The sequence below is a fragment of the Janthinobacterium sp. FW305-129 genome (assembly GCF_020858115.1).
GTDB lineage: Bacteria > Pseudomonadota > Gammaproteobacteria > Burkholderiales > Burkholderiaceae_D > Janthinobacterium.
The window spans coordinates 99,046-121,954 of the sequence record NZ_JACYMM010000012.1; the positions used below are offsets into that span (position 1 = coordinate 99,046).

General features: G+C 65.3%; 21 protein-coding genes. 1 reads left to right on the forward strand and 20 read right to left on the reverse strand.

Annotation, left to right across the window (positions count from 1 at the left end):
* Nucleotides 1–160: 160 nt before the first annotated feature.
* The 6 genes from IGS61_RS22895 to IGS61_RS22920 all read right to left on the reverse strand — a co-directional run bounded on the left by IGS61_RS22895 (nt 161) and on the right by IGS61_RS22920 (nt 6,310).
* Nucleotides 161–1,120 carry an esterase/lipase family protein gene (locus IGS61_RS22895; RefSeq protein ID WP_230541711.1) on the reverse strand — a complete coding sequence of 320 codons (960 nt, stop codon included), beginning with the start codon at nt 1,118–1,120 and terminating at the stop codon, nt 161–163.
* Nucleotides 1,117–2,751: a GMC family oxidoreductase gene (locus IGS61_RS22900; RefSeq protein ID WP_230541712.1), complete on the reverse strand. Its 1,635-nt coding sequence runs from the start codon at nt 2,749–2,751 to the stop codon at nt 1,117–1,119. The genes IGS61_RS22895 and IGS61_RS22900 overlap by 4 nt, the downstream gene beginning before the upstream one ends.
* Before the next feature lie 12 nt (nt 2,752–2,763).
* Nucleotides 2,764–3,291: a hypothetical protein gene (locus IGS61_RS22905; protein ID WP_230541713.1), complete on the reverse strand. Its 528-nt coding sequence runs from the start codon at nt 3,289–3,291 to the stop codon at nt 2,764–2,766.
* A gap of 72 nt (nt 3,292–3,363) precedes the next feature.
* Nucleotides 3,364–4,557 carry an MFS transporter gene (locus tag IGS61_RS22910; RefSeq protein ID WP_230541714.1) on the reverse strand — a complete coding sequence of 398 codons (1,194 nt, stop codon included), beginning with the start codon at nt 4,555–4,557 and terminating at the stop codon, nt 3,364–3,366.
* A gap of 89 nt (nt 4,558–4,646) precedes the next feature.
* Nucleotides 4,647–5,549, reverse strand: a complete 903-nt coding sequence (locus IGS61_RS22915) for a LysR substrate-binding domain-containing protein (protein ID WP_230541715.1) — start codon at nt 5,547–5,549, stop codon at nt 4,647–4,649.
* Nucleotides 5,546–6,310, reverse strand: a complete 765-nt coding sequence (locus tag IGS61_RS22920) for an RNA methyltransferase (protein ID WP_230541716.1) — start codon at nt 6,308–6,310, stop codon at nt 5,546–5,548. Before IGS61_RS22920 ends, IGS61_RS22915 begins: the two co-directional genes overlap by 4 nt.
* A gap of 195 nt (nt 6,311–6,505) precedes the next feature.
* Between IGS61_RS22920 and IGS61_RS22925 the strand changes: the two genes are divergently transcribed.
* A complete protein-coding gene (locus tag IGS61_RS22925; protein ID WP_034758799.1) occupies nt 6,506–7,288 on the forward strand; it encodes an inositol monophosphatase family protein in 783 nt (260 codons plus the stop codon).
* Nucleotides 7,289–7,366: 78 nt separating this feature from the next.
* Here IGS61_RS22925 and IGS61_RS22930 read toward each other — a convergent pair whose 3' ends face one another.
* From IGS61_RS22930 to IGS61_RS22995, 14 genes are all read right to left on the reverse strand, one after another.
* Nucleotides 7,367–9,607, reverse strand: a complete 2,241-nt coding sequence (locus IGS61_RS22930) for an Ig-like domain-containing protein (RefSeq protein ID WP_230541717.1) — start codon at nt 9,605–9,607, stop codon at nt 7,367–7,369.
* A 55-nt stretch (nt 9,608–9,662) separates the two neighbouring features.
* Nucleotides 9,663–10,466 carry a LytR C-terminal domain-containing protein gene (locus tag IGS61_RS22935; protein WP_230541718.1) on the reverse strand — a complete coding sequence of 268 codons (804 nt, stop codon included), beginning with the start codon at nt 10,464–10,466 and terminating at the stop codon, nt 9,663–9,665.
* On the reverse strand, nt 10,466–11,398 hold the full coding sequence (locus tag IGS61_RS22940; protein ID WP_230541719.1) for a type II secretion system F family protein: 933 nt from the start codon (nt 11,396–11,398) through the stop codon (nt 10,466–10,468). The genes IGS61_RS22935 and IGS61_RS22940 overlap by 1 nt, the downstream gene beginning before the upstream one ends.
* Before the next feature lie 41 nt (nt 11,399–11,439).
* On the reverse strand, nt 11,440–12,414 hold the full coding sequence (locus IGS61_RS22945) for a type II secretion system F family protein (RefSeq protein WP_230541720.1): 975 nt from the start codon (nt 12,412–12,414) through the stop codon (nt 11,440–11,442).
* A gap of 6 nt (nt 12,415–12,420) precedes the next feature.
* Nucleotides 12,421–13,767: a CpaF family protein gene (locus IGS61_RS22950; protein WP_442908097.1), complete on the reverse strand. Its 1,347-nt coding sequence runs from the start codon at nt 13,765–13,767 to the stop codon at nt 12,421–12,423.
* A gap of 48 nt (nt 13,768–13,815) precedes the next feature.
* Nucleotides 13,816–14,976: an AAA family ATPase gene (locus tag IGS61_RS22955; RefSeq protein ID WP_230541722.1), complete on the reverse strand. Its 1,161-nt coding sequence runs from the start codon at nt 14,974–14,976 to the stop codon at nt 13,816–13,818.
* A 37-nt stretch (nt 14,977–15,013) separates the two neighbouring features.
* Nucleotides 15,014–15,292, reverse strand: coding sequence for a pilus assembly protein (locus tag IGS61_RS22960; protein ID WP_230541723.1), 279 nt, complete (start codon nt 15,290–15,292; stop codon nt 15,014–15,016).
* A 10-nt stretch (nt 15,293–15,302) separates the two neighbouring features.
* Nucleotides 15,303–16,838, reverse strand: a complete 1,536-nt coding sequence (locus tag IGS61_RS22965; RefSeq protein ID WP_230541724.1) for a type II and III secretion system protein family protein — start codon at nt 16,836–16,838, stop codon at nt 15,303–15,305.
* A 24-nt stretch (nt 16,839–16,862) separates the two neighbouring features.
* The gene (cpaB, locus tag IGS61_RS22970; RefSeq protein ID WP_230541725.1) at nt 16,863–17,699 is read right to left on the reverse strand and encodes a Flp pilus assembly protein CpaB; all 837 of its coding nucleotides are present in this window, start codon (nt 17,697–17,699) and stop codon (nt 16,863–16,865) included.
* Nucleotides 17,700–17,715: 16 nt separating this feature from the next.
* The gene (locus IGS61_RS22975) at nt 17,716–19,071 is read right to left on the reverse strand and encodes an ATP-binding protein (protein WP_230541726.1); all 1,356 of its coding nucleotides are present in this window, start codon (nt 19,069–19,071) and stop codon (nt 17,716–17,718) included.
* A 27-nt stretch (nt 19,072–19,098) separates the two neighbouring features.
* Nucleotides 19,099–19,692 carry an A24 family peptidase gene (locus tag IGS61_RS22980; protein WP_230541727.1) on the reverse strand — a complete coding sequence of 198 codons (594 nt, stop codon included), beginning with the start codon at nt 19,690–19,692 and terminating at the stop codon, nt 19,099–19,101.
* Between the two features lie 127 nt (nt 19,693–19,819).
* Nucleotides 19,820–19,987, reverse strand: coding sequence for a Flp family type IVb pilin (locus IGS61_RS22985; RefSeq protein WP_230541728.1), 168 nt, complete (start codon nt 19,985–19,987; stop codon nt 19,820–19,822).
* A 387-nt stretch (nt 19,988–20,374) separates the two neighbouring features.
* A complete protein-coding gene (locus tag IGS61_RS22990; RefSeq protein ID WP_230541729.1) occupies nt 20,375–21,064 on the reverse strand; it encodes a response regulator in 690 nt (229 codons plus the stop codon).
* 41 nt (nt 21,065–21,105) lie between these two features.
* On the reverse strand, nt 21,106–22,716 hold the full coding sequence (locus IGS61_RS22995) for a sensor histidine kinase (RefSeq protein ID WP_230541730.1): 1,611 nt from the start codon (nt 22,714–22,716) through the stop codon (nt 21,106–21,108).
* Nucleotides 22,717–22,909 lie beyond the last annotated feature (193 nt).

A 22,909-nucleotide genomic window follows, 5' to 3' on the forward strand; every position in this document is an offset into this window, starting at 1 on the left:
AAGCGGCCTCAAGAACGAATTTCCACCGACCGTCTTCCGACGTTAGCTTAATACACTACGCCAGTGGAAAACAGCATTATCTGCCCCTTGCGTTGTTAAACACGGGCAACAGCAGAGTCAAAAGAGACAGTCTTGCCATGCAGATAAAACACAACACGATTCAGGCGAAATGGGGGGCCGAAGGGGGCCGGGCGACTTCGTTCTTGATAGTGATTTCTGCCAGCACCAGGCGCAGCACGCGCGCATCGCTGGCCAGCGCCACGTGGCCGATGCCGCCGAAGGCCAGATTGCGCGCGCCGGGCAAGCGGGCGGAACTTTGCGGCGCGACAATATTATCGTGGTGCGAATACATCGACGTGATCAGGGCGCGCAGTTCCGGCGTCTCGCTGGCGGCCAGCTGCGCCAGCCAGCCGCTCGGTGCGCCACCGATACGGCTCATCTGCCGCGCATTCTTCCCCGCCGCCAGATTGGCCAGCGCCGTGCCGTGGTGCGGCGTGCCGATGGTGATGATGCGCGCCACGCGGGCCGCGCCGTAATGGCGCAGCCAGGCACGCGCCACCAGGCCGCCCATGCTGTGGGCCACCAGAATGACCTGCCCGCTGCCCGTGCGGGCGCACAGCGCCGCGATGGCTTGCTCCACCTGCGGCACGAACTCCTCGATGTTGGCACCTATCGGTTCCAGGTCGACGCCGTCATGCGCGATGCCTGCCCGCGCCAGCCGGCGGCTCAGCTGCGCCCAGTAGCCGCGGTTGCACACATAGCCGTGCACCAGCAGCACGGGCAGTCCCCGTCCCGGCGCGGTGATGTCAGCCGCCGCCAGGCGCGGACGCAGCATGTCCCACGACGAAGCCCGCAGGGTGGCGCGCAATTCGCCCAGAAACAGGCGCGCGGCGCCCCCGGCACCCAGCTGGTGTTCCGCCGGCACGGGGCTGCCCAGGCGCCGGCTGTCCCAGAAATTGCGCGCCACGAGCAGCGCGCGCACGGCCAGCAGCATGGCAGCTCCCAGCAGCAGGGCCGCGACGGGCGAGGCGACGCCCCACGCCTGCATGGCGAGGTACGCCACGCCCAGCACGGCCAGCACCTGCAGCAGCATCAGCCATTTGAGGATGCGCGCGATCATGCGGAAGCTGGGGCGGGCACGGGTGCCGGCTTGCCCGTCAGCTCCCGCGCCAGGCCGCTGGCCAGGCGCGCGGCCAGCGCATACAAGGTCAGTTGCGGATTGGCGCCTATCGAGGTGGGCAACAGCGAGCCGTCGTGCACGGACAGGTTGCGCACGCCGTGGTAGCGGCCGTCGGCCCCCGTCACGCCCAGGCGCGCATCGTCGGACATGGCGCAGCCGCCCATCACGTGGGCCGAGACCACCCTGGTCAGCAGCGCCTTCATCGGCAAATCGCCGATGGCCTGTTTCGCCTGGGCCCAGCTCGTGTAGTGGCTGGCCAGCTCGTGCACGGGATACACGCTCCGCGCGCCGGCCGCGAACTGGATTTCCGCCATCGACAGCAGCGCGCGCCGCGCGCCATCCCAGATGAAGGGCGTGAGCGGGTAGTCGAGCACGGGCGCGCCGAAGCTGTCGATGGACACGCTGCCGCCCGCCGAATCGTGGTGAAAGCCGTCGCGCAGCAGCGCCAGCAAGGCGTGCGCATGGGGAAATTCGCGCATGGTGCGCGCATGTTCCTCGCCGAAGCCGCCCATGGTGGTGGCCATCAGCAGCGGGTGCAAAGGCGGCGCTTCGAGCTTGTAGCCGATGGGGCCGTCGATGGGCGCCGTGTGCAGAAAATGGTCGGAATAAATCGTCTGCGGCGCGCCCGCATAGGCGTCGACGCGCTGCGGGAACAGGCCCGCCGACACCACGGTCGGGTGCAAAAAGGTGCGCCGGCCCAGCAAGCCGTGCGGGTCGGGCGCCTGCGAGCGCAGCAGCAGCGCCGGCGAGTTGATGGCGCCGCCGGCCAGCACAAAGTGTTTGGCGCGCAGCGTCAGGCGCACGCCCGTCGGCGCCTGGCCGGCCGCTTCCAGCGCCGTCACCTGCAGGCTGTCGATGCGCTCGCCCTTGAAAGTGAAACGCTCGGCGCGCGCATGCACGAGCAAACCCGCCCCCAGCGCCAGCGCGGCGGGGATCGTCGTCACCAGCATCGACTGCTTGGCGTTCGTCGGACAGCCCATGCCGCAGTAGCCGAGGTTCCAGCAGCCGTTCACATTGCGCCGGATGGCGGCCGTGGGGATGCCCAGCGCCGCGGCGCCACGGCGCAATAAGTCGTTGTTTTCATTGGGCGGCGCGGCCCAGTCGCTCACGTGCAGGCGTTTTTCCATCATGGCAAACCACGGCGCCATGGCGTCCACCGAATAGCCGGACAAGCCAAAATGCTGGCGCCAGTAGTCGAGGGTGCCGGGCGGCGTGCGAAAACTCGAGGTCCAGTTGACGGTGGTCGAACCGCCCACCGTGCGCCCCTGCAGGATATTGATGGCCTTGTCGCGCGTCTTGCGGGCGGCCGATTCCTGGTACAGCGCGGGATAGGCCTGCGCTTCGCGCATCTTGAAGTCTTGCGATGACTTCAAGCCGCCCTCCTCGACGATCAGCACTTTCAGGCCGGCCAGCGCGAGGATTTCCGCCGTCACGCCGCCGCCGGCGCCGCTGCCGATGACGACGACGTCCGCTTCGAAGCTGCGGTCGGCGGCCACGGTGCTGGCGTCGGTGACGTTCCAGCCGCCGGCCACGCCGATGGCGATGGGGTCAAGAATGGGGGATGTGCTCATGGATGGGATGCCTTATGCGCTCAGTTCGGGCAGCGGCCCCGGATAGCCGATGGCGGCCCAGTGGGCGGCATCGGCATACCAGGCGCCGAGGATCAGGTCGTGCAGGGCCAGGTACGCCGTCTGCAGGGTGGCCAGGCGGTGCGTGCGCCACGACTGCAGAAAGGCGGCCACCTGGGCCGGGTCGGCTTCGCGCCAGCCATCCTTGACGCCGGCGACGAAGCGCCGCGCGGGCGCCAGCGCCAGCAAACCAAACAAATCCTGCACTTCCTGCTGCGCCGCCAGGGGCAGACCATGGATGGCCGTCTCCGCGCCGGCGATGGCGCCATCGAGGGCCGCCGCCCGCGCGCCCGCATCCTGCGGCAGCGCGCTGCCCAGCATGGCCGGCACGATGGCCGCCAGCGCCGCGCGCGCTTCGCCATCGAGCACGAAACGGCCCGGCGGCGCCGGCCCGCGCACCAGCCGATACGCGGCGCCGCTGGCGGCCAGCGCGCAGGCGCCCAGCAAGCCCATTTTCAGAAACGATCTGCGTCGCATTCCCATGTCTCCCCTTGTTGTGTACCGCCTTTTGCAGGCCAGTGTACGCCAAAGGCAGTGGGCGTTTGAACGCAAAAACTAGAGCGGGCCATCTAGTTTGCGCGACTGGAAGCACAGCAGCAGCATGGCCAGCAGCGCCGCCAGCGCCCCGCCAATGGCGATGCCGGGCAAGCCAAACGCGACGATCAGCATGCCGCCCAGCGCCCCGCCAGCCGCCGTCCCCGCATTGAAGGCGGCGATATTCAGGCCCGCCGCCACGGCGTCGCTGCCAGGGCAATGCTGCTGCGCCAGGCGTAGCAGCCGCATGGTCGACAGGGTCACGAGGGCAAAGAACAGCAAGCCCAAAGTGCCGCACAGGGCCAGCATGGCAAACGGATGCGTGCGCAGCGCATAAAATCCCAGCAGGTTGAGCGCCAGCGCGGCCAGGGCCAGCACGGTGCAGCGCAGCGCGTGGGGGCGGTCCGCGCACCAGCCGCCCAGCAGGTTGCCGACGATGGCGCACGCGCCAAAGCACAGCATGGCGGCGCTGAGCCAGCCCGCATCGAGCCCGCCCAGCTGCAGCAGGAACGGCGAAACATACGTGAAAAAGCTGAAGGTGGCCACGCTGACCAGCGCCGCCACCCCGGCCGCCAGCAGCAGCGGCGGCTGCAGGATGGCGCGCAGGCTGGACAGGGCCGGCGTGGCAGCGGCCTGCCGGCGCGCGTCGGGCATGGCGCAGCGCAAACCGGCGCCGCCGCACAGGGCCAGCACGCCGATGGCCGTAAATACCCAGCGCCACGACGAGACGGCGCCCAGCCACGTCCCCAGCGGCACGCCGCCGGCCAGCGCCAGGGTCAGGCCCAGCCAGACGATGGACAGCGCCCTTCCCGCGCGGGACGGGTCGACCAGGCTGGTGGCCGCGTGCGAAGCCACGGCCATGAACACGCCATGCGCGAGGCCCACGGCAAAGCGCACACCGAGCAGCGCGCCCAGCGCCGGCGCGGCCGCCATGGCCACGCTGCCGGCCGCCAGCACGAGCATGGTGGCCACCAGCACCTGGCGCACGGGCCGGCGCGCCAACAGGGCCGTCAGCACGGGCGCGCCGATGGCCGCCCCCAGCGCATACGCGGCAATGGCGCCGCCGGCCGCCGCCACGCTGGCGTGCAAGTCGCGCGCCATGGGGGTCAGCAGCCCGGCGGCGATGAATTCAGACAAGCCGAAGGCAAAGCTGCACAAGGACAGCCAATAAATGGAAGGAGGCAGCGCGCGGCTGGGCGATGAAACGTTGGACATGGCATTCCCGGCAATCAAAACGCCATGCTGGCCCCTGGGCCATCATCTGTAAAATATCTTATTTATCTTGAAACGAGACGTTTAAAGTCTTATTGAACAGCGGACAGCCGCAGCTGCGCCAGCAGCCGCTCGCGCACGGCGCACGTGCGCTGCGGGTTCCACGCCATGTACAGGTCGAGCTGGCGCAAGGCCTCGGGCGCGCTGCTTGCCAGCGGCAGCATGACGACGCCGGCAGGCCTGGACGACGCCAGGCTGGCCGGCAGCAGGGCCACGCCGAAACCGGCCGCCACCAGGCCCAGCACCGTTTGCAAACGGCGCGCCTGCTGCGCCACCTGCGGCACGAAGCCCGCATGCAGGCACAGGCTGGCCAGCTGATCGTGGAAACCCTGGCCCAGCTCGCGCGGCGAGGCGACAAAATCGTCACCGGCCAGGTCCGCCAGGTCCACGCGCGCCTGCCCCGCGCAGCGGTGGTCCGACGGCAGCGCGATCACGATATCTTCGCCGGACAGGCGCTCGAAGCGCAGGCCCGGCGTGCTGCGCCCGGGCGCGCGCAGCAGCGCGATATCGACCTCGCCCCGCTCCAGCCACTCGACCTGCTGCTGCGTCGACGCTTCGCGCAAGGTGAATTGCACGGCGGGCGAGGCGGCGCGAAACGCGCGCAAGGCATTCAATACGTGGGCATACGGCGTGATGTGGATAAAGCTCAGGCGCAAGTGGCCCTCGATGCCCTGCGCCACGCGGCGCGTGGCCGCCACGCCCTCTTCCAGGCTGGCCAGCACCTGGCGCGCCGTGGCCAGGAAAGCCGTGCCCGCCGGCGTCAGGCTGACCTTGCGGTTCGTGCGCTCGAATACGGGGTAGCCGAGCGCTTCTTCCAGCCGCAAAATCGCCTGCGACAGCGGCGGCTGCGCCATATGCAGCCGTTCGGCCGCGCGCCGGAAATTGAGTTCCTCGGCGACGGCGATGAACTGGCGCAGCAGCCGGGTCTCTATCATGGGCCTTTTTTCGCCACCGCCAGGATATGCCGCGCGATGCCGCGCAGGATGTTGACTTCTTCCGTTTCCAGCCCCGTGCGCGAAAACAGGCGTTTCAAGCGGGGCATGAGCTTTTTCGGGTTATCCGCGTCGAGGAAATCGATGGCGACCAGCGCCTGTTCCAGGTGCGCATACATGCCGTCGACCTGCGCCAGGCTGGCCGCGTCGCCGTGGAATCCGACAGGACTGGCGATTTGCCCGTCGCCGAGGGCCGCCACGCGGCATTCATAGGCGACGACCTGCGCCGCCTGCGACAGGTTCAGCGACGAGTACTCGGGATTGGCGGGGATGTTGATCAGCACATTGCACTGCTCGACGATCTCGTTGGGCAAGCCGAAGCGCTCGTTGCCGAAGATGACGGCCGCATGCAAGTCTTCGCCGGCGGCCAGCTGGGCCGCGATGGCGCGCGGGGCCGTGACGGGCGGCGAGAACTCGCGCAGCCGGGCCGACACGGCCGCCGCGTAATTGCAGCCTTCGAGCGCCTCGGCGATCGAGCCGACGATGCGCGCACCGGACAGGATATCCTGCGCGCCGCTGGCGAAGGCCACCGCTTCCGCATCCGTCAAGGCATCGGGAAAACGGGGATTGACCAGCACCAGATCGGAAAAACCCATCGTTTTCATGGCGCGCGCGACGGCGCCAATGTTGCCAGAGCGACTAGTTTCGACAAGAATAAATCGCAGGCGTTTGAAAAGAGACGTGTTGATTTCGGGCAGATTCATTTAAAATAGCGCTATTGCGCGGTATCGATACAGGAAATTTCGGGAAACGGAGTCACAAAACGCTGACTCCAGGCCGGGATTTTAACCACTTCGGCACCGCTCCGCTCTTTAATTCATTCTTGCACTCTACCGTACCGGCGCCGCAAGGCGGCCATGGGCGGTCGCGTGCTTTTAACGGAAGCTCACATGCACCCAATGCTCAACACGGCGATCAAAGCCGCCCGCCGCGGCGCCGCCGTCATCAATCGCGCCTCTTTTGACCTCGACCGCGTCGTCGTCACGGAAAAACAACATAACGATTTCGTCACCGACGTCGACCAGGCGGCCGAACAAGCCATCATCGAGGTGCTGTCCAAAGCCTACCCGGACCACGCGTTCCTGGCTGAGGAATCGGGAGCTTCCGCCAACTCGCACGACGAGAATGAATATCAGTGGATCATCGATCCGCTGGACGGCACCACCAACTTTATCCACGGCTTCCCGCAATACTGCATCTCGATCGCCCTCGCGCATCGCGGCGTCGTCACGCAAGCCGTCATCTACGACCCGGTTCGCAACGACCTGTTCACGGCCACCAAGGGCGCCGGCGCCTACCTGAACGAAAAACGCATCCGCGTCACCAAGCTGGACCGGATCTCGAACGCCCTGCTGGGCACCGGCTACGTGGCCGGCAGCGCCCGCGCGCTGGACGAATACCTGAAGATGTACGCAATCATGGGCGAACGCAGCCAGGGCGTGCGCCGCGCTGGCTCGGCCGCGCTGGACCTGGCCTACGTCGCTTGCGGCCGCCTGGACGGCTTCTACGAAAAAGGCTTGAAGCCCTGGGATATCGCCGCCGGCGCCCTGATGATCACGGAATCGGGCGGCATCGTCGGTGAATTTTCCGGCGAATCGGACTACCTGTACAAGGGCGACGTCATCGCCGCCAGCCCGAAGATCTTTGGCCAGATGATCACCCTGCTGACGCCATTTGCCTGATTGCCGGGCAAGGGTTGAACTAAAAAAAGCTGCCGGAGGCGACTCCGGCAGCTTTTTTATTGCCCGCAGGTATAACAATCAGTCGCTGACGCCATACGTCGCCGACGTCACGATGCCATTCGGCGTGCGCACCGTCACCGTCAACAGGCCGTTGCGCACGCTGTTCGGCTGGCACGTGGTGCCGATCTGGGTCACGTCGCTGATCATCTGCACCGGATAGATCCAGTTCGCGGAACTGGCGCTGTCGATGCTCGGCACGACAAAGCTGGTGCCGCCGACGATGCTGCCATTGCTCGCCGAGAAGCTGATCGTCGTGCCCGCCGGCAACGGATTGCCGGGCAAATCCATCGCCAGCCCCGTCACGGCGGCACGATTCATGGCAAACACGGTGTCATTGCCGTCGCGGATGGCGAGCGGGAAGGTACGCACCCGGTTCTCGAACACGCTGCCATCGACGCACTTGTCCAGATCAACGGAAGCGGCGCCCAGGGGCGTGAAACGCGCCGTGCTGCCGGACAACACCTGCACCAGGGCCTGGCGTATGTGCACGGTGTTGGCGGCCGTGGCATTGGCGCTGGAGGCAGCGCGTCGGACGCCATTGTACTGTCCATCACCCACCTGATCCCAGCTGCCGTTGCCATTCGAATCGATAGGCTTTTCATTGCCGGCAAGCACCGCATTGCCCGTGCTGTAGGCATCGTCCTTGAAGTTGGCATTGCTGCTGACGATGGCGCGGTCATTGCGGAACGGTTCGCCCAGGTCGACGTAGCTTTCGCCGGCATCAAACAAATTGTTGCCATTCGCATCGACAAAACTTTCCTCGCCCAGCGCATACGCCAGGATGGTCACGCGGCCGTCAAGCGGACGGGGATTGCCGGGGCAAAAACGCACGGAACAAGAACCCGGCACGCCTTTCTGCGTGATCACCGTGCCGTCCGTCAAGGTGGTGTTGACCAGGCCCGTCAGGCAGGATGCATCGACGGTGCCGCCTTCGGCCGTGAAGCTGACGGCCGTGCCATCGGGTACGGGATTGTGAAAGTGGTCGCCCAGGCGCGCCGTGATGGTGGCGCCCGTGGGCGCGGTGCAGCCGGCAAAATCGCTGCCTTCCGTATTGAACATGGACGTGGTCAAGGTAAAGCTGTCCTGCTCGGGTATGCCGGTGGACACCACCAGTTGGTCCGACACCGTCGACAGGCTGGTGCCCTGCAGCGTGGCCGTGACGCGGATCGGCGTGTTCACGGTGCCGGAAGCCACCGTGGTGCTGACGCTGCCGTCGGCGCCGCTGGTCGATTGCGCGGGATTGAGGCTCAGGCCGCCCGCCGTCGTATTGAGCACGAAATTGACCGCTTTGCCGCTGACGGGATTGCCATTCCTGTCGAGCACCTTGAAGGTGACGGTGGACGACTCTTGCCGCCCCGCCCCGCCCGTGCCTTTCAGGGCGATGTTTTGCGGCAGGGCCGAGACAAAGCCGATCTGGCCGGCATTGGCCGTCTGCACCGTCAGGGTGCCCGACTGGCTCAAGGTGGTGGCATTGAAGACGGTGCTGGCCGTGATCACGTCCGGCGCGCCGCAGCCCTTGTCGATGTACGAGGTGCTGGCCACGCCATTGACCGTATTCACGGGGCTGCTGATGGCCGCCTTGCCGGCGCTGGCGCAAGGCGAACTGAAGACGACCGACTGCACCGGCGCATACACGGCCGGGCCATTCATCAGCGTCACGCTCAGGCCGGCCGTGCCGCCCGCCGACAGGGTCGCCGGCACGACGCCCACGCCGCCCAGGGTCAGGGTCGGGTAGACCACGGTGTAATTGATACTCGACGTCAACACGCTGCCATTTACCGTGGCGCTGGCCGTCAGCGCAAAAGCACCGCTCTGGCTGCCCGCCGCGATGACGATGCTGGCCACGCCGTTCGCGTCCGTCAGGGCGCTGGCCGCGCCCGGGGTGAAACTGGCGCTCTTGTCGCTGCTGTTCAAGGTTAGCAAGACGCCCGGCAGCACCGCACCCTTGCCATCCTTCACGACGGCTTGCACGGTGGCGCTGTTGCCGGGGCTGACCGAGGTGGTCGCCTTGCCGCCCCCATCCTTCAGGCTCAGCGCCAGGGTTGCAGGCACGGGCACGACGGGCGTGACGGGAGCCACCGGCGTGACGGGCGGCACCACGCAGCCGGGCAGGTTCGGATTGCGGCCCGGGTCCAGGGTGCTGCAATCGCTGCCGCCGGAACCGCCGCCGCCACAGCCGGCCAGCAACGTTGCTGCCGTGCCGGCAGCCAGGCAATGCGCCCAGCGCGCCGGCCAAGCCCTACTCGTCAATCCATACATGCACTTCTCCCTGTTATTGTGATACTGATAATGTATTGCTGCCATCTTGTTCCAGTTAAGCCTGGTCGTGTCCCAGGATCAGGCGGATGCCGGCGCCACGCCCCAGGCTGGCGACGGCCACCAGTTGCACGGGCGGCCCCTGCTGCGCCAGGACTTGCCGCAAGGCATCGGCCTGGCGCGCATGGCCGGGGGCGTACAGGATCTGGCTATGTGCCTGGCGGAAACCGGGCTGATTCGCCAGGCGGCTGACCGCCATGCCATGCTCCCGCACGCGCTGGCGCACCTGCGCCGCCATGCCGCGGATGCCATTGCCATTGATGATTTTGATCCCGGCCAGCGCCGCCGGCGCGGCGGCCACGGCTGGTGCCGCCTGCATCGCTTGCGCCGCTTGCACCAGTTGCAGGTTATTGCGCGCCAGCGCCGTGCCGCCATCGCGCGCCACGGCCCGCCCGAGCATGCCCGACGCTTGCGCCAATTCCCCTTGCAGGTAGTAGACATAGCCGAGATTGTTCATGGGCTGGGCGGCCTCGGGATAGTCGCGCACCAGCGCCAGCAGCGCCGTGGCGGCCTGTTCAAGCCGGCCCTGGCGCGCATCGAGCACGGCTTGCGCATTGCGCGCGCCCAGTTGCCGCGGGTCGAGGGCAATCGAGGCGGCATAGGCGCCGGCCGCCAGCTCCAGCTGGCCCCGCTCCTGGTAAAACTTGCCCAGTTGCAAATACGTGGCGGCATTCTGGCCGGCGGAATGGCCGATGCGCTGCACGCCTTGCACCTGCCACTGTGGCGCGACGGGCGTGGCCGTACAGCCTTGCAGCAGGCACGCCAGCAGCCACCAGACAGGCATCCTGAACCAGCGCGGCATCACGCGCCCCCCATCGCCGGCAGCAGCGCGCGGCGGATCTGCAGCAGGGCGGGCCCCATGAGCACCACCAGCAGGGATGGGAAAATGAAAAAAATCAAGGGAAACAACAGCTTGAGCGCAATCTTGGCCGCCGTTTCCTCGGCGCGCTGGCGCCGTTTGGTGCGCAGCTCGTCCGACTGCACGCGCAAGGAAGCGGCGATGCTCGTGCCGAAGCGCTCTGCCTGTATCAGCAGGGTCACCAGGGCATCGACATCTTCCACGCCCGTGCGCAGGGCCAGGTTGCGCAAGGCCTTGTCCTTGGCGCTGCCGGCACGCAGTTCCAGCGTCACCAGTTGCAATTCCTCGGCCAGAATCAGGCTTTTCATGCCAATTTCCTGGGCCACGCGCGCCAGCGCGGCATCCATCGCCAGGCCCGCTTCGACGCAGACCGTCATCAAGTCCAGCGCATCGGGAAAGGTTTCGAAGATTTCGCGCTGCCGTTCTTTCAAGCAATGCTTGAGCCAGAAGTCCGGCAGATAATAGCCCAGGGCCGCGGCCAGCAGCAGCCACAGGAACAGGTTGTACTCGCCGTGCCGCAGCAGCAGATAAGCCAGCAGGGGGAACAGCAGCGCCAGACCCGTCTTGGCCGCGTAAAACAGCGCCGGCGCGGCGCTCTTGCGCCAGCCCGCATTGATGAAGCGGATGCGGATGGGCGATACTTCCCACCCCTCCTCGGGCAGCGACAGTCTGGCCAGCGGACGGGTCAGGCTGATCAGGTATCCCAGCCAGCGCTGGTTCATCCGGCGGGCCTTGCCCGTATCTATTTTCTGCACATCCAGGGTATCGAGCCGCACTTGCACCGCGTTGCCCGCAAACAACCGCGCCAGCACCAGGACGATGCCGAACACGATCAGGAACAGCACCACCAACAAGCCCATCTGCATGCCGCTCATCGTGCCACCTTGTATATGGTCAATTGCCTCATTTCACAGCCTCACACGCGAATCCGCACAATCTTGCGGATGACAAAGATGCCAATCACCAACATGCCGAAGGCCACTCCCACCATCTTGCGCCCGCCGCTATCCGTGTACAGCACGGAGAGGAACTCGGGGTTCGTCACCTGCATCATCAGCGCGGCGGCAAAGGGCAGCGAACCGAGCACCCAGGCCGACATGCGCCCTTCGGCCGACAGCACGCGCACCTGGCCCATCAATTTAAGGCGGTCGCGGATGATGGCACTGATGCTGCCAAGCAATTCCGTCAGATTGCCGCCCGTTTCGCGCTGGATCAGCACGGCGATGACGAAATAGCGCAAGTCCGTGCTCGGCACCCGCGCCGCCAGCCCCGACAAGGCATCGGACATCGACACGCCAAAATTGACTTCGTCAAACACGGCGCGGAATTCATCGGCCAGGGGCCCCGTCATCTCGTCGCCGACCATTTTCAGGGCCGTGGGAAAGGCATGGCCGGCACGCATGGCACGGCTCATCATGTCCAGTGCATCGGGCAATTGCAGTTCGATGCGCGCCTGCCGCCGGGCCTTGGCGCGCATCACGAGCAGGAGCGGCAGCGCCGCGCAGGCAAGACTGAGCAGCAGGCGCAGATACCAGGGCAAGGGGCTGATGCTGCCCAACAGCAAGCCCAGCAGCCAGGCCAGCAGGCTGTAGCCGAGCAGCTTGCCCACGTCCCAGTCCTTGCCCGACTGCAGCAGCAAGCGGTCCAGACCGGCCACGCCGGGCAGCCATTCCAGCAATCCCTGTATGCCCGCATGCGAGCTGAGCTGCCGGTTCTTGGTGATGGAGACGATTTTCTGCGCGTCGTCGCTGGCCGTATTCATGGCCCGCAAGCGGCGCGCCACGCGCCCGGCGCCTGCGCCGCGCGACTGCAGGTTGAAATACACGGCGCCGACCAGCAGCATGACCGCCAGGAAGATCAGCAGATACACCAGATACGAGAGATAGCCCATGCCGTGTCAGCGCCCGCTGCCGGTCGGCTCGAAGACCGCGCTGGAAATGCCGACGCCAAAACTCTTCAGGCGTTCCAGGAAATGGGGACGGATGCCGCTGGCCGAGAAATACCCGACGACGGCCCCGCTCTCCCCCACCCCCGTCTGCCTGAAGCTGAAGATTTCCTGCATCGTGATGACATCGCCTTCCATGCCCGTGATTTCCTGGATCGACGTGACCTTGCGCTTGCCGTCGATCAGGCGCGACACTTGCACCACCACCGATATGGCCGAGCTGATCTGCTGGCGGATGGCCTTGCTGGGCAGGTTGGCGGCCGCCATGCTGATCATGTTTTCCAGCCGCGTGATGGCGTCGCGCGGCGTATTGGCGTGGATGGTGGCCATCGAGCCTTCATGGCCCGTGTTCATCGCGCCCAGCATGTCGAGCGCCTCGGCGCCGCGCACCTCGCCCAGGATGATGCGGTCGGGGCGCATGCGCAGGGCATTGCGCACCAGCGCGCGCTGCGACACTTCCCCCTTGCCTTCGATATTCGGCGGGCGCGTTTCCAGGCGCACCACGTGCGGCTGCTGCAATTGCAGTTCGGCCGCGTCTTCCACCGTGACGATGCGTTCCGTATGGCTGATAAAGCCGGAAATCACGTTCAGCATGGTGGTCTTGCCGCTGCCCGTGCCGCCGGAAATGAGGATATTCATCTTCGCCTTGCCCAGGCCCTGCAGCACTTCGGCCATCTCGGCCGTCATGCTGGCATAGGAGACCAGGTCGGCCAGGCGCAGCGGGTCGACGGAAAAACGCCGGATCGACATCACGGGCCCGTCGATGGCCAGCGGCGGGATGATGGCGTTGACGCGCGAACCGTCGGGCAGGCGCGCATCGACCATGGGGCTCGATTCGTCGATGCGGCGGCCCACGCGCGAGACGATCTTGTCAATGATTTTCATCAAATGTGCATCGTCATTGAACACGACATCGGTCAATTCCAGCTTGCCGCGCCGTTCGACATATACTTGCTTGTGGCCATTGACGAGGATATCCGACACGCTCGGGTCCGACAGCAAGGTTTCCAGCGGGCCAAACCCCAGCATCTCGTTGCGGATGTCGCGCGTCAGGTTCTTGCGCTCGATATCGTTGATGACCACGGCTTCCTCGTCGAGCAGGCGCTCGACCAGGCTGCGCAACTCGTCGCGGATCTGATCCTGCGTCAGCCGCTGCATGCTTTCCAGGTCGACGCGCTCGAGCAGCAGCGTATGGATGCGCTGTTTCAGCTCGCGGTAGCTGCGGTTGTCGATCGAGGGCGCGCGCTGCGGCGTCAGGGTGGCGATCTTGCCATTGCCGAGACGCTCGCGGATCGACAGGCTGGAGACGGGGGAAGTTGCCATAAAAGAATTCCTGTTCGAATGGGGTTAGGCGCGCCGCAGCACGCGGTTCAGCCAGCCTTGCCGCGCGGGTTCGACGCTGGCGCCCGTCAGGCTGGCGGCAAACTCCTGCAGCGAGCGCGTGATGGGGCTGTTCTTGTCCAGCTGCAAGATCGGCATGCCCTGGTTGACCGATGCGGCGGCCGACGCATAATGATTCGGCACCGTGCGGTCGATCGTCGTGCCATATGCCGCCTCCAGATCCTGCAGGCGGATTTCGCCGCCCCTGTCGTGCCGGTTGACGATCAGGCGCACCTTGTCCTTGTCGTATTCCAGCGAGCGGAACATGCCCAGCAGGCGCTTGCCGTCGCGGATGTAGGGCAAGGTCGTTTGCAGGATGGGAAAGATCAGGTCGGCGTGGTCGAGCGCGCGCACGCTGACCGCATCGAGGTTGCGCCCCACGTCGAGCACCACGAAGTCGTACTGGCGCCGCGCCAGCTTGATGATGGCGTCGATATGCTCGGGCTGGACTTCGCTGGCATGGGCCGGGTCTTCCGGCGCCGCCAGGACGCTGAAATTGGGCAGCACATTGAGCATGCTCGAAGCGAGGAAGGACGGGTCCAGGCGGTGGATGTCGCGCGTGACGTCGGCCAGGGTAGCGAGCGGCTTGTTTTCGGAGACAAACAGCGAGGCATCGCCGAAGTGCAGGTTCAGGTCCAGCAAGGCAACACGCTTGTGGCCGCTTTCCGCCAGGGCATAGCCGAGGTTGGTGGCGATGAAGGTGGCGCCGCTGCCGCCCTTGCAGGAAATGAAGGCCAGCACCTTGCCATTGCCATTGTCGCGCCGCTCGAGTTTTTCCTCGATGCGTTCGAGGGCCGGGTAGACGCTGGCGGCGGCCGCCGGCGACGGCAACACTTCGCGCACGCCGGCACGCATGGCTTGCAGCAGGAAGTCGGGCGAATGCTGCGGGCACAGCAGGATCACGGCCAGACGCGGAAACTGATTGCTCAGGCGCTCGATGGCGGCCAGGTCGGCGCCATCGTTGCCGGGCCGGTCGAACATCAGCACGTCTGGCAGCTCTTGCGCCGCATACAGTTGCTCCAGCGGTCCGCTGCGGGCGTCGACGTCGTCCGCCGGATTACGGTTGCCGACCAGGCGGCCCAGCTCGGCCAATACTCTGTCATCCCGGGATATGATGGCGATTTTCACGATATGCCTTGCCTATTCTGTGGTAACGGTGACATCTTCATTGGCGTCCCAGGCTGATCGTCATGGCGCCCGACTGCGGCACGGGCGCGCTGAAAGTCTTCTCGTAGGCCTGGTATGCCGCCGCCGCCGACTTGCCGTCGAGGCCAGCCACCGGGTCGCGGTTCAGTCCCGCCTGCGGGTTGATCACTTGCTGGGCGCGCAGCAAACCGACGCTGCGGCCGAAGTTGCTGTCGAGGCGCGGCGTGGTGGCGCAGCCGCTGGCGGCGATCGATGCCAGCAGCACGCACAGCAGGGGAAGGAATGGAGGACGCTGCATGCTCACTCTCCTATTGAATGTCGAAGCCGGTCGCCGCTGGGGCGCCCGGTTGTTTGTCGGCCGCCGCCGGCGGCGGCGTGGCATCGCCTTCCATCTTTCCTTGCAGGAAAAATTGCGCGCGGCTGGGCGCCACATAGGCATCCGTCGGCAGCACGTAGTCGCCGGCCAGCGGCTTGACCAGGTGCGGCGTGATGATGAACACCAGCTCGGTGCGGTCGGTCTGGAAATCGCTGCTGCGGAACAAGGCGCCCAGCACGGGAATCTCGCCCAGCATCGGCAGCGCCTTGATATTCGTCGTCACATTGTTCTTGATCAAGCCGCCGATGGCAAAGCTCTGGCCATCGAACAATTGCACCGTGGTGGTGGCGCGCCGCGTGGTAAATGCCGGCAGGATGGCGCTGCCGGCCGTGCCGCCCGTGGTGATGCCGATGCCGTCCTTGTTGAGCTCCGACACTTCCGGCGCCACCTTCAGATTGATGCGTCCGCCGTCGAGCACGGTGGGCGTGAACTTGACGGCAATGCCGAATTCCTTTTCTTCCAGGGTGATCTTGTTGGTGGCGCTGTCTTGCGAGACGGGAATGTAGATCTTGCCGCCGGCCAGGAAGCTGGCCTCCTGGCCGCTGATGGCCATGATGTTCGGTTCGGCCAGCACTTTCACGAGGCCGTCGCGCTTTTGCGCATCGAGCGTGAGGAAGTTGCCGTTTTTACCATTAAAACCGTCGATCATGCTGGGGTTGCCGCTCAACAAGTTCGACAGGAAACTGTAAGTCCAGTTGCCGCTGCTGGCGCGCGCGCCGATGCTGGCGCCCAGCTGGTCGACGAGGGTTTTCGAGACTTCGGCGATCTTGACTTCCAGCATCACCTGCTGCGGCGCGGCGATGGTCAGCATATTGATCACGCTCACGCCGGAAGCGGCAGCGCCGGCCGGGCCGGCGACTGGCGCCATAGCGGCTCCTGCCGCTCCTGCGGCCGCCGGCGCCGCTTCGCCGCCTCCCCGCTGCGCGAACGCCGTGGCCATGGCCATGATCTGGCTGGCCTTGACGGCATCCGAAACCATGCCCGTCAGCACGATGGCGCCGCCGGCCGAACTGGCCTTGAGATCTGTTTCACGGGGAAACACATGCGCCAGCTGCGCCTGCAAGCCGTCGGCATCGATTCCGACTTCGATATCGACGATCACGGGACGATGCTCCTTGTCCCACAGAATCAGATTGGTACTGCCCGGGGCCAGGCCCCAGATATACAGCTCGCTGGAACTGCCCAGCAGCCTGGCACCCGCCACCTTCGGATCATTGACGGCGATCTGCGAGACGGCCCGCGTCAGGCTGCGCAAGGTCGACTTGCCGACGGACAAGCGGATCGGCGGCCCCAGCCGGGCGATATCGCCCCCCAGCGACAGGGGGGCGGCCTGGCTGGCGGCGTCCACCTTGCGCACGGCGGGCGCGGCGCTGGCGCCAGGCGGCCACAGCAAACTCGCCGTCAAGCCACTCAGGGCCAGGGCCAGGCGCAAGCGCGGCCTGGCGATACGGTTACAAAATGAGGTCATCGACTATCCCTGCTACTGGTATGGTTAGAATTGCTGGACGCGGGTATCCATGCCCGTGATCACTTTGACGCTCTCGGCCGGTGGCGCGGCGGGACGCGGCGCCTGGCGCGCCGGTGCAGCCGCGCGCGGCGCGGCGACGGGCAGCAGCGGCTTCAGTCCCAGCAGCGACTCCTTGGTGGCGCCGCCCGTGTTGACGGGCGCCGGGTCGATCTGGTTGCGCAGCACCAGCGACAAGGTGCCCACGCTGCGCGCCAGGTCGAGCTTTTCCACCTGGTCCGGCGTCAATTCCAGGGTGACGGCATTGACCACCTTGGGCTTGTTGTCGTCGCGGTTCGATTCCTGCGCCACGGCCAGCACCAGGATGCGCTCGAGCACGATCTTCGAAATGGCCAGCTCGGCGCCGCCGCTGGCCTTGGCCCGGTCGTCCTGGGTATTGACGAGGATGTCGACAAAGTTGCCAGGCAAGGCAAAGCCCGCCACCCCCACCACATCGTTGACGCGCACGGTCATGGCGCGCTTGCCATCGGCCACGATGGAGGACAGGCCGCCGCTCGTGCCCGGCGGCGCCAGTTTGCTTTCCAGCACCGGTTCACCGAGGCTGATGGCCGTGCGCGTGATGCGTCCGTCCAGCGCCTTGCTGTCGGTAAAGGCGCCGGGCGGCTGCGCGCCGGCGGGCCAGTCCATGCTGCGCAGCATGAGCGGACTGATCTTCGTGCCCACGCCGATATCGACCAGGGCCACGACGATCTGCTGGCTCGCGGGCGTACTCTGGCCGCCCATCCAGATCGCCGCCGTCAGCACGGCGGCACCGGCCAGCACGAGGGCCAGCAGCAACATAAGTAAAGCACGGGTATTTCGCATCGTTTTTCCTCTGACTTCAGCTTGATTTCTGTTCGCGCCGCTCTTGCACGGCCATGTCGTCCGCGCCCTGGCGCTGGTTCGCGCCGGCAAAATAATTGTTCCAGGCCCAGTCCAGCACCGTTGCACTCAGTTGCACCGGCGTGCCTTCGTAGCGGGCCAGGTCGCGCACCTGGCGCAGCAGGTCGCGCGGATAACAGGCCAGCAAGGGCGTCGCGCCGCGTGCATGGCGCTGCAGCAGGAAGGCAAAGGCCTCCGCGTCGAACGCCACGCCGCAGGTGGCGCAGGTCTGGCGAAACACGGTTTCGTAGTGCGCCGCGCTGAGCGCCGGCACTTCGATCTTGTAGCCCAGGCGGCGCAGGAAGGCCGCGTCCGACAGCCGCTCGGGCAGGAAATTCGAGGAAAACACCACCACCACGTCGAACGGCACCTGGAAGGTATGGCCGTTATGCAGCGACAGGTAATCGATGGCGCGGTCCATCGGCACGATCCAGCGGTTCATCAGTTCCAGCGGAGAACAGCGCTGGCGCCCCAGGTCGTCGATGATGAAAATCCCGTTGTTGGCCTTCAGGTGCGGCGGCGCGCGGTACAGCCGCGTTACGCCGTCGAAGCGCAGGTCCAGCATTTCCAGGGTCAGCTCGCCGCCGGTGAGCACGGCCGGGCGGCGCACGCCGCGCACCCAGCGCGCGTCGAGCTGCACGGCGCGCTCGATGCCGGCCGGCGCTTCCGCCTGCTGCGCCGCCGGCAGATGCAGCACCGGGTCATAGAAGGGCACGACTTCGCCATCGACCATGATGGCGTAAGGCAAGGCAATGTCCCCTTGCAGCAAGTCTTGCAGGCGTTCGGCCAGATACGTCTTGCCGCTGCCGGCGGCGCCGTAGATGAAAATGGCGCGCCCGGAATTCATGGCCGCGCCCAGCTGGTCGAGCACGGTCTGATTCACCACCACGCCGTCGAAGCTGGCCGCGACCTGCGGACGCGTGACATGCATGTTGGCAACACTTTGCGCCGATACCTGCGCGTTATAGGCGGCCAGCGGCACCGGGCATGGGCCCGCATAGGCATTGCGCGCCAGGCATTCGAGGGCGCGCTGGCGGCCGCTGTCCGTCAACTGATAGTGGAGGTCGGCATCGGTGCCGCTGGCGCCGCGGCGCATGACCTCGCACATTTTTTCCTGCCGCATGAAGACCATGACGGGGTCGATCACGCCCAGGCCCAGCTTGACGTAGCTGGCCAGCTCGGGCAGGTGCAGCTGCCCGCGCTGGAACAGCACCTTGACCAGCAGTTCGACCAGGAAGAAAAAGGGCAAGCCCGTCTCTTCGACGGTGCGCGGGGCACGCTGGGAAGCCGGTGCGGCAAGCAGATCAGCAGGCATGGGTACGGGTGCGGAAGACGCCAGCGGTCATGCGAAGAGTCCCAGCTGGCCGCCGGCGGCCAGGAGCAGGTAGAGCGCGGTGCCACTGGCGATGGCTATGGCATACGGCAACTTGCCGCTGGGCGCGACCGGCGCGTCGATATCGGGCCGTTGCGCCGCGATGGCACGCATGAAGCTGTTCAAGGCCATGTGATAGCTATTGCTGCCGACCTGGCGCAAGGTGCCGTGATAAGCGGCCACGGCCAGCGCCAGCACGCCGCCAGCGAGCAGGCTGGCCAGCAGGCAAAAGAAAACGGCGTGCGGACCGACAAAGGCCCCCACCATGGCCATCAATTTCACGTCGCCGGCGCCCAGCGCCTTGAGCGCATACATCGGCAGCAGCAACGCCAGGCCAAGGGCCAGGCCGCCCAGGGCCGGCCAGAAGCCGAGCGCGCCGGGCGTGGCCGACAACAGGCCTGCACCGGCCGGCAACGCTGCGTTGAGCAACAATCCTGCCAGCGCGCCTGAAAACACCAGGCGATTCGGGATGCGGCGGCTGCGCACGTCGTGGCACACGGCCAGCAGCAGCAAGCCGGCCAGCAGGACTGCCGGCGACCAGGTCAGGAAAAGAGCGGTATACATGGATTATCCGGCGCGGGAAAGACAAGGACTGGGGCAGAAACGACGATGGCCCGGCGCCATGCGGCTGATCCGGGCCACCATCGGCGCGCGCCCGGAGGGGCGCGCACTGCCATAGCACGCGTGGCGATTACTTGCCTGTCAAGTTCTTCGAAACGCTGGTAAATACGGCACCCAGATCGGTACCCACAGTTTTCACGACGCCAACGATCGCGACAGCGATCAGCGCGGCGATCAGGCCGTATTCGATTGCGGTAACGCCATCTTCTTCAGCGATAAAATTTTTGATGAAATTCATGATTAATCCATTCAGAGTAAGTTTTACAACGTCATGACAACTGCGGATACAGCCAGAAGTGGATCTATGCCACGGATCCTTGCATATGGGCGAAAGTACAAGCAGGCACGCCAAGGCGATCGGCGAGCATCGCCAGGCATAAGCGGAAAATGAATTGCTGCGCCAACCGCGCATTAAATACACGATGCCTGGCGTATCATTTTTTTCCGGACTTTCCTGCCCTTGGCCCTATTCGCAATATCAGTCTGACTAATTCAGCGGCATTTACCGATTGCCGATTCATATATTATAAATAAATAAATAGTGATATTAATCAGATAAAAGTAATTTTTTAACTGGTACAAAAGAGCTTTTTTCTTTTGCAATATCAGTACATTTGTACTGGATTCAGCATTCCTGGGGCCCCGCAAGGCCGTTCTTCAAGGCGTAGACATAGAGTTCCAGGCGGTTGGCCACGTCCAGCTTGCTGTAAATCGACGTCAAATGGTTGCGCAAGGTTTGCTCGGAAATGAAGGCGCGCTGCGCTATGGTTTTGTTGAGTGCGCCATTGCCTTCCACCATCATGGCAACGATCTTGCGTTCCTTGAGGGTCAGCAGGGCGATGCGCGCCGCCTCCGGATCGGGCGCCGCCGGTGCCGGGACCGGCTTGATCAGCGCTCCCAGCAGACTGCCCAGCAAAGCCTGGTCCAGGCAGAGTTCGCCGCGGTGCACGCGCGCGATGGCATCGATGAGCTGTTCCGCCGCCACTTCCTTGCCGATCACGCCGCGCGCACCGCTGCGCACGGCGCGGGCCAGCACTTCCTGGTCGCGCGTGCCGCTGAACATCAGCGCGCGCGTGACGCCGTTGGCCACCAGCGCCGGCACGGAATCGACGGCACACACGCCATCGAGATCGACGTCGAGTACGACGATATCGGGCTGCAAGCTGCCGGCCAGCGCCACGGCATCGCCAATATTGCTGACGCTGGCGACCACTGTCATCGCCGGGCACGCGTCCTCCAGCATTTTTTCCAGGCCCCACAACATGGTTTTATGATCGTCGACCAGCATGACGCGGATGGGATGCAGACTTGACATAGGCTTACCTTCAATGTGCCACGGCGCGCAGGGCCGGGCCCTTACACGGGAATTTCGATACGCACCGCCGTGGCGCCGCCAGCCGCCTGGCCAACCTGCACGGTGCCGCCCAGCGCCTGCGCGCGTTCAGCGATGGAAGCGGGCATGAACGGCACGCGCCCCGGTGCGCCGGACTCGGCGGCATTTTCGATCGAGATCGACACGGCATGCGTCCCGCAGGCCAGGCGCACGCAGCCCTCGCGGGCCGTGGTGTGCCTGCGGATGTTGCTCATGCCTTCATTGACGATCTGAAACACTTCCGCCGCCAGCCTGTCGCTGAGAAGGAACGTCCGGTCCGAGACAATCTCGATGTCGATGCCAAAGAATTTCTTCAACTGTTGCGCCTGGCGCCGCAGGGCCGCCAGCAGCTCCGGCTCGTCGTACCGCTCCTTGCCGCCGCGCACCGTCTGCGCCATCTGGCGCAAGTCGGCTATCACCTGGCCGCTCATGTCGATCAGCTTGTCGAGGTCGGCCAGCAGGGGACTGCCGGCGGCCACCTTGCCCCGCAAGGCGCTCAAGCCATGGCGCAGGCCGATGTAGGGCTGGATGGTCGAATCGTGCAAATCGCGGGCAATTTTCTGCCGTTCGCGGTAAGCGGCGCCGGAGGCGAGCTTGTCGAGAATGGCGATATTCTCCAGTTGGGGAAATACTTGTGCAACGATATGCGTCAAGAACATGGCGTCGGCCTTCGACAGCCGGGTTGTGGACGCCAGTACGTACAGCCGGCCCTGTCCCTTATGCAAAGGCAAGGGAACGCTGATGAAGGACCGCGCATCGAAGAGTTCCGTCAGCGCGGTGCCCTGCGTCGCGTCGATGTCGAGCCGCTGCCATCTGGCGCTGGCGCGTGCCTTGCCCTGCCAGGCATGCGCCAGCCCGAGGCGCGAACGCAGCGACGACGCGTACAGTACGCTCTGGCTGGCCTCGAACACCATCAGCGGCGCCACGGCCGCTTCGCTCATCTGGCTGACGCGCCCGCCATTTCCCCGGCTGTCGTCGAGCGCCGTGCGCAACTGCCAATGCGCGGCGCCGCCCTCGCGCATGACCAGGATGCAACTGCTGGCGCCAAAGAAGACGCGCGCCTTCTCCAGCATCGACGCCACCGTATGATCGACCCCGAAACGGGGATTCGATTGCTGGCCCACCTCGCGCAGCAAGGCCAGGCGGCGCTTGTGCTGCACGCTCAGGCCACCCCAGCAAGCGATCATGCAGCCCAGCGCCAGGACAAACGCCGTGCGCAAAAGCAGCTGCGGCAGATTCGGCTCCTGCTCCGACAGCACCGACGCCAGCACCAGCATGGCACAGGAAGCGAGCGTTATGCGGGCGCCTTCATCGTATCCCCGCTGGAACGAGGACGCCAGGATCGCAAAGAAAAACCCGGGGAAAAAGTAACTCTCGCCGCCGCCGGTGCACAACACGATCAGGCCGCACCAGCATACGTCGAGCCAATACACCAATTTGCCGCTGCCGCGATGAAAATGCAGCAAAACCAGCAATACCGCGCCATACAGCACATACAGGGGGAAAATTACCCAAGCCAATTGCCCGGACAAGCCCTGGCTGCCGGAATTGAGCATCAGTGCCAATAATGCCGTCACGGCCAAGAATAAGCGCATGCCTGAGATTATTTGCAAGTCAGCATGCTCCTCCGGCGGCAAGGCTGGCACGCCATTCTTTCCCCATTGCAATTGTTGCTGTTGCAGCATACTCATTTCATCTTTGCAAAAAGCACCATCGGTTCGGCATGCCGGAAATTGCTTAATTATTTTTTAATTTCCGTACGCTCCGCATATTACTCTCAGGAATACA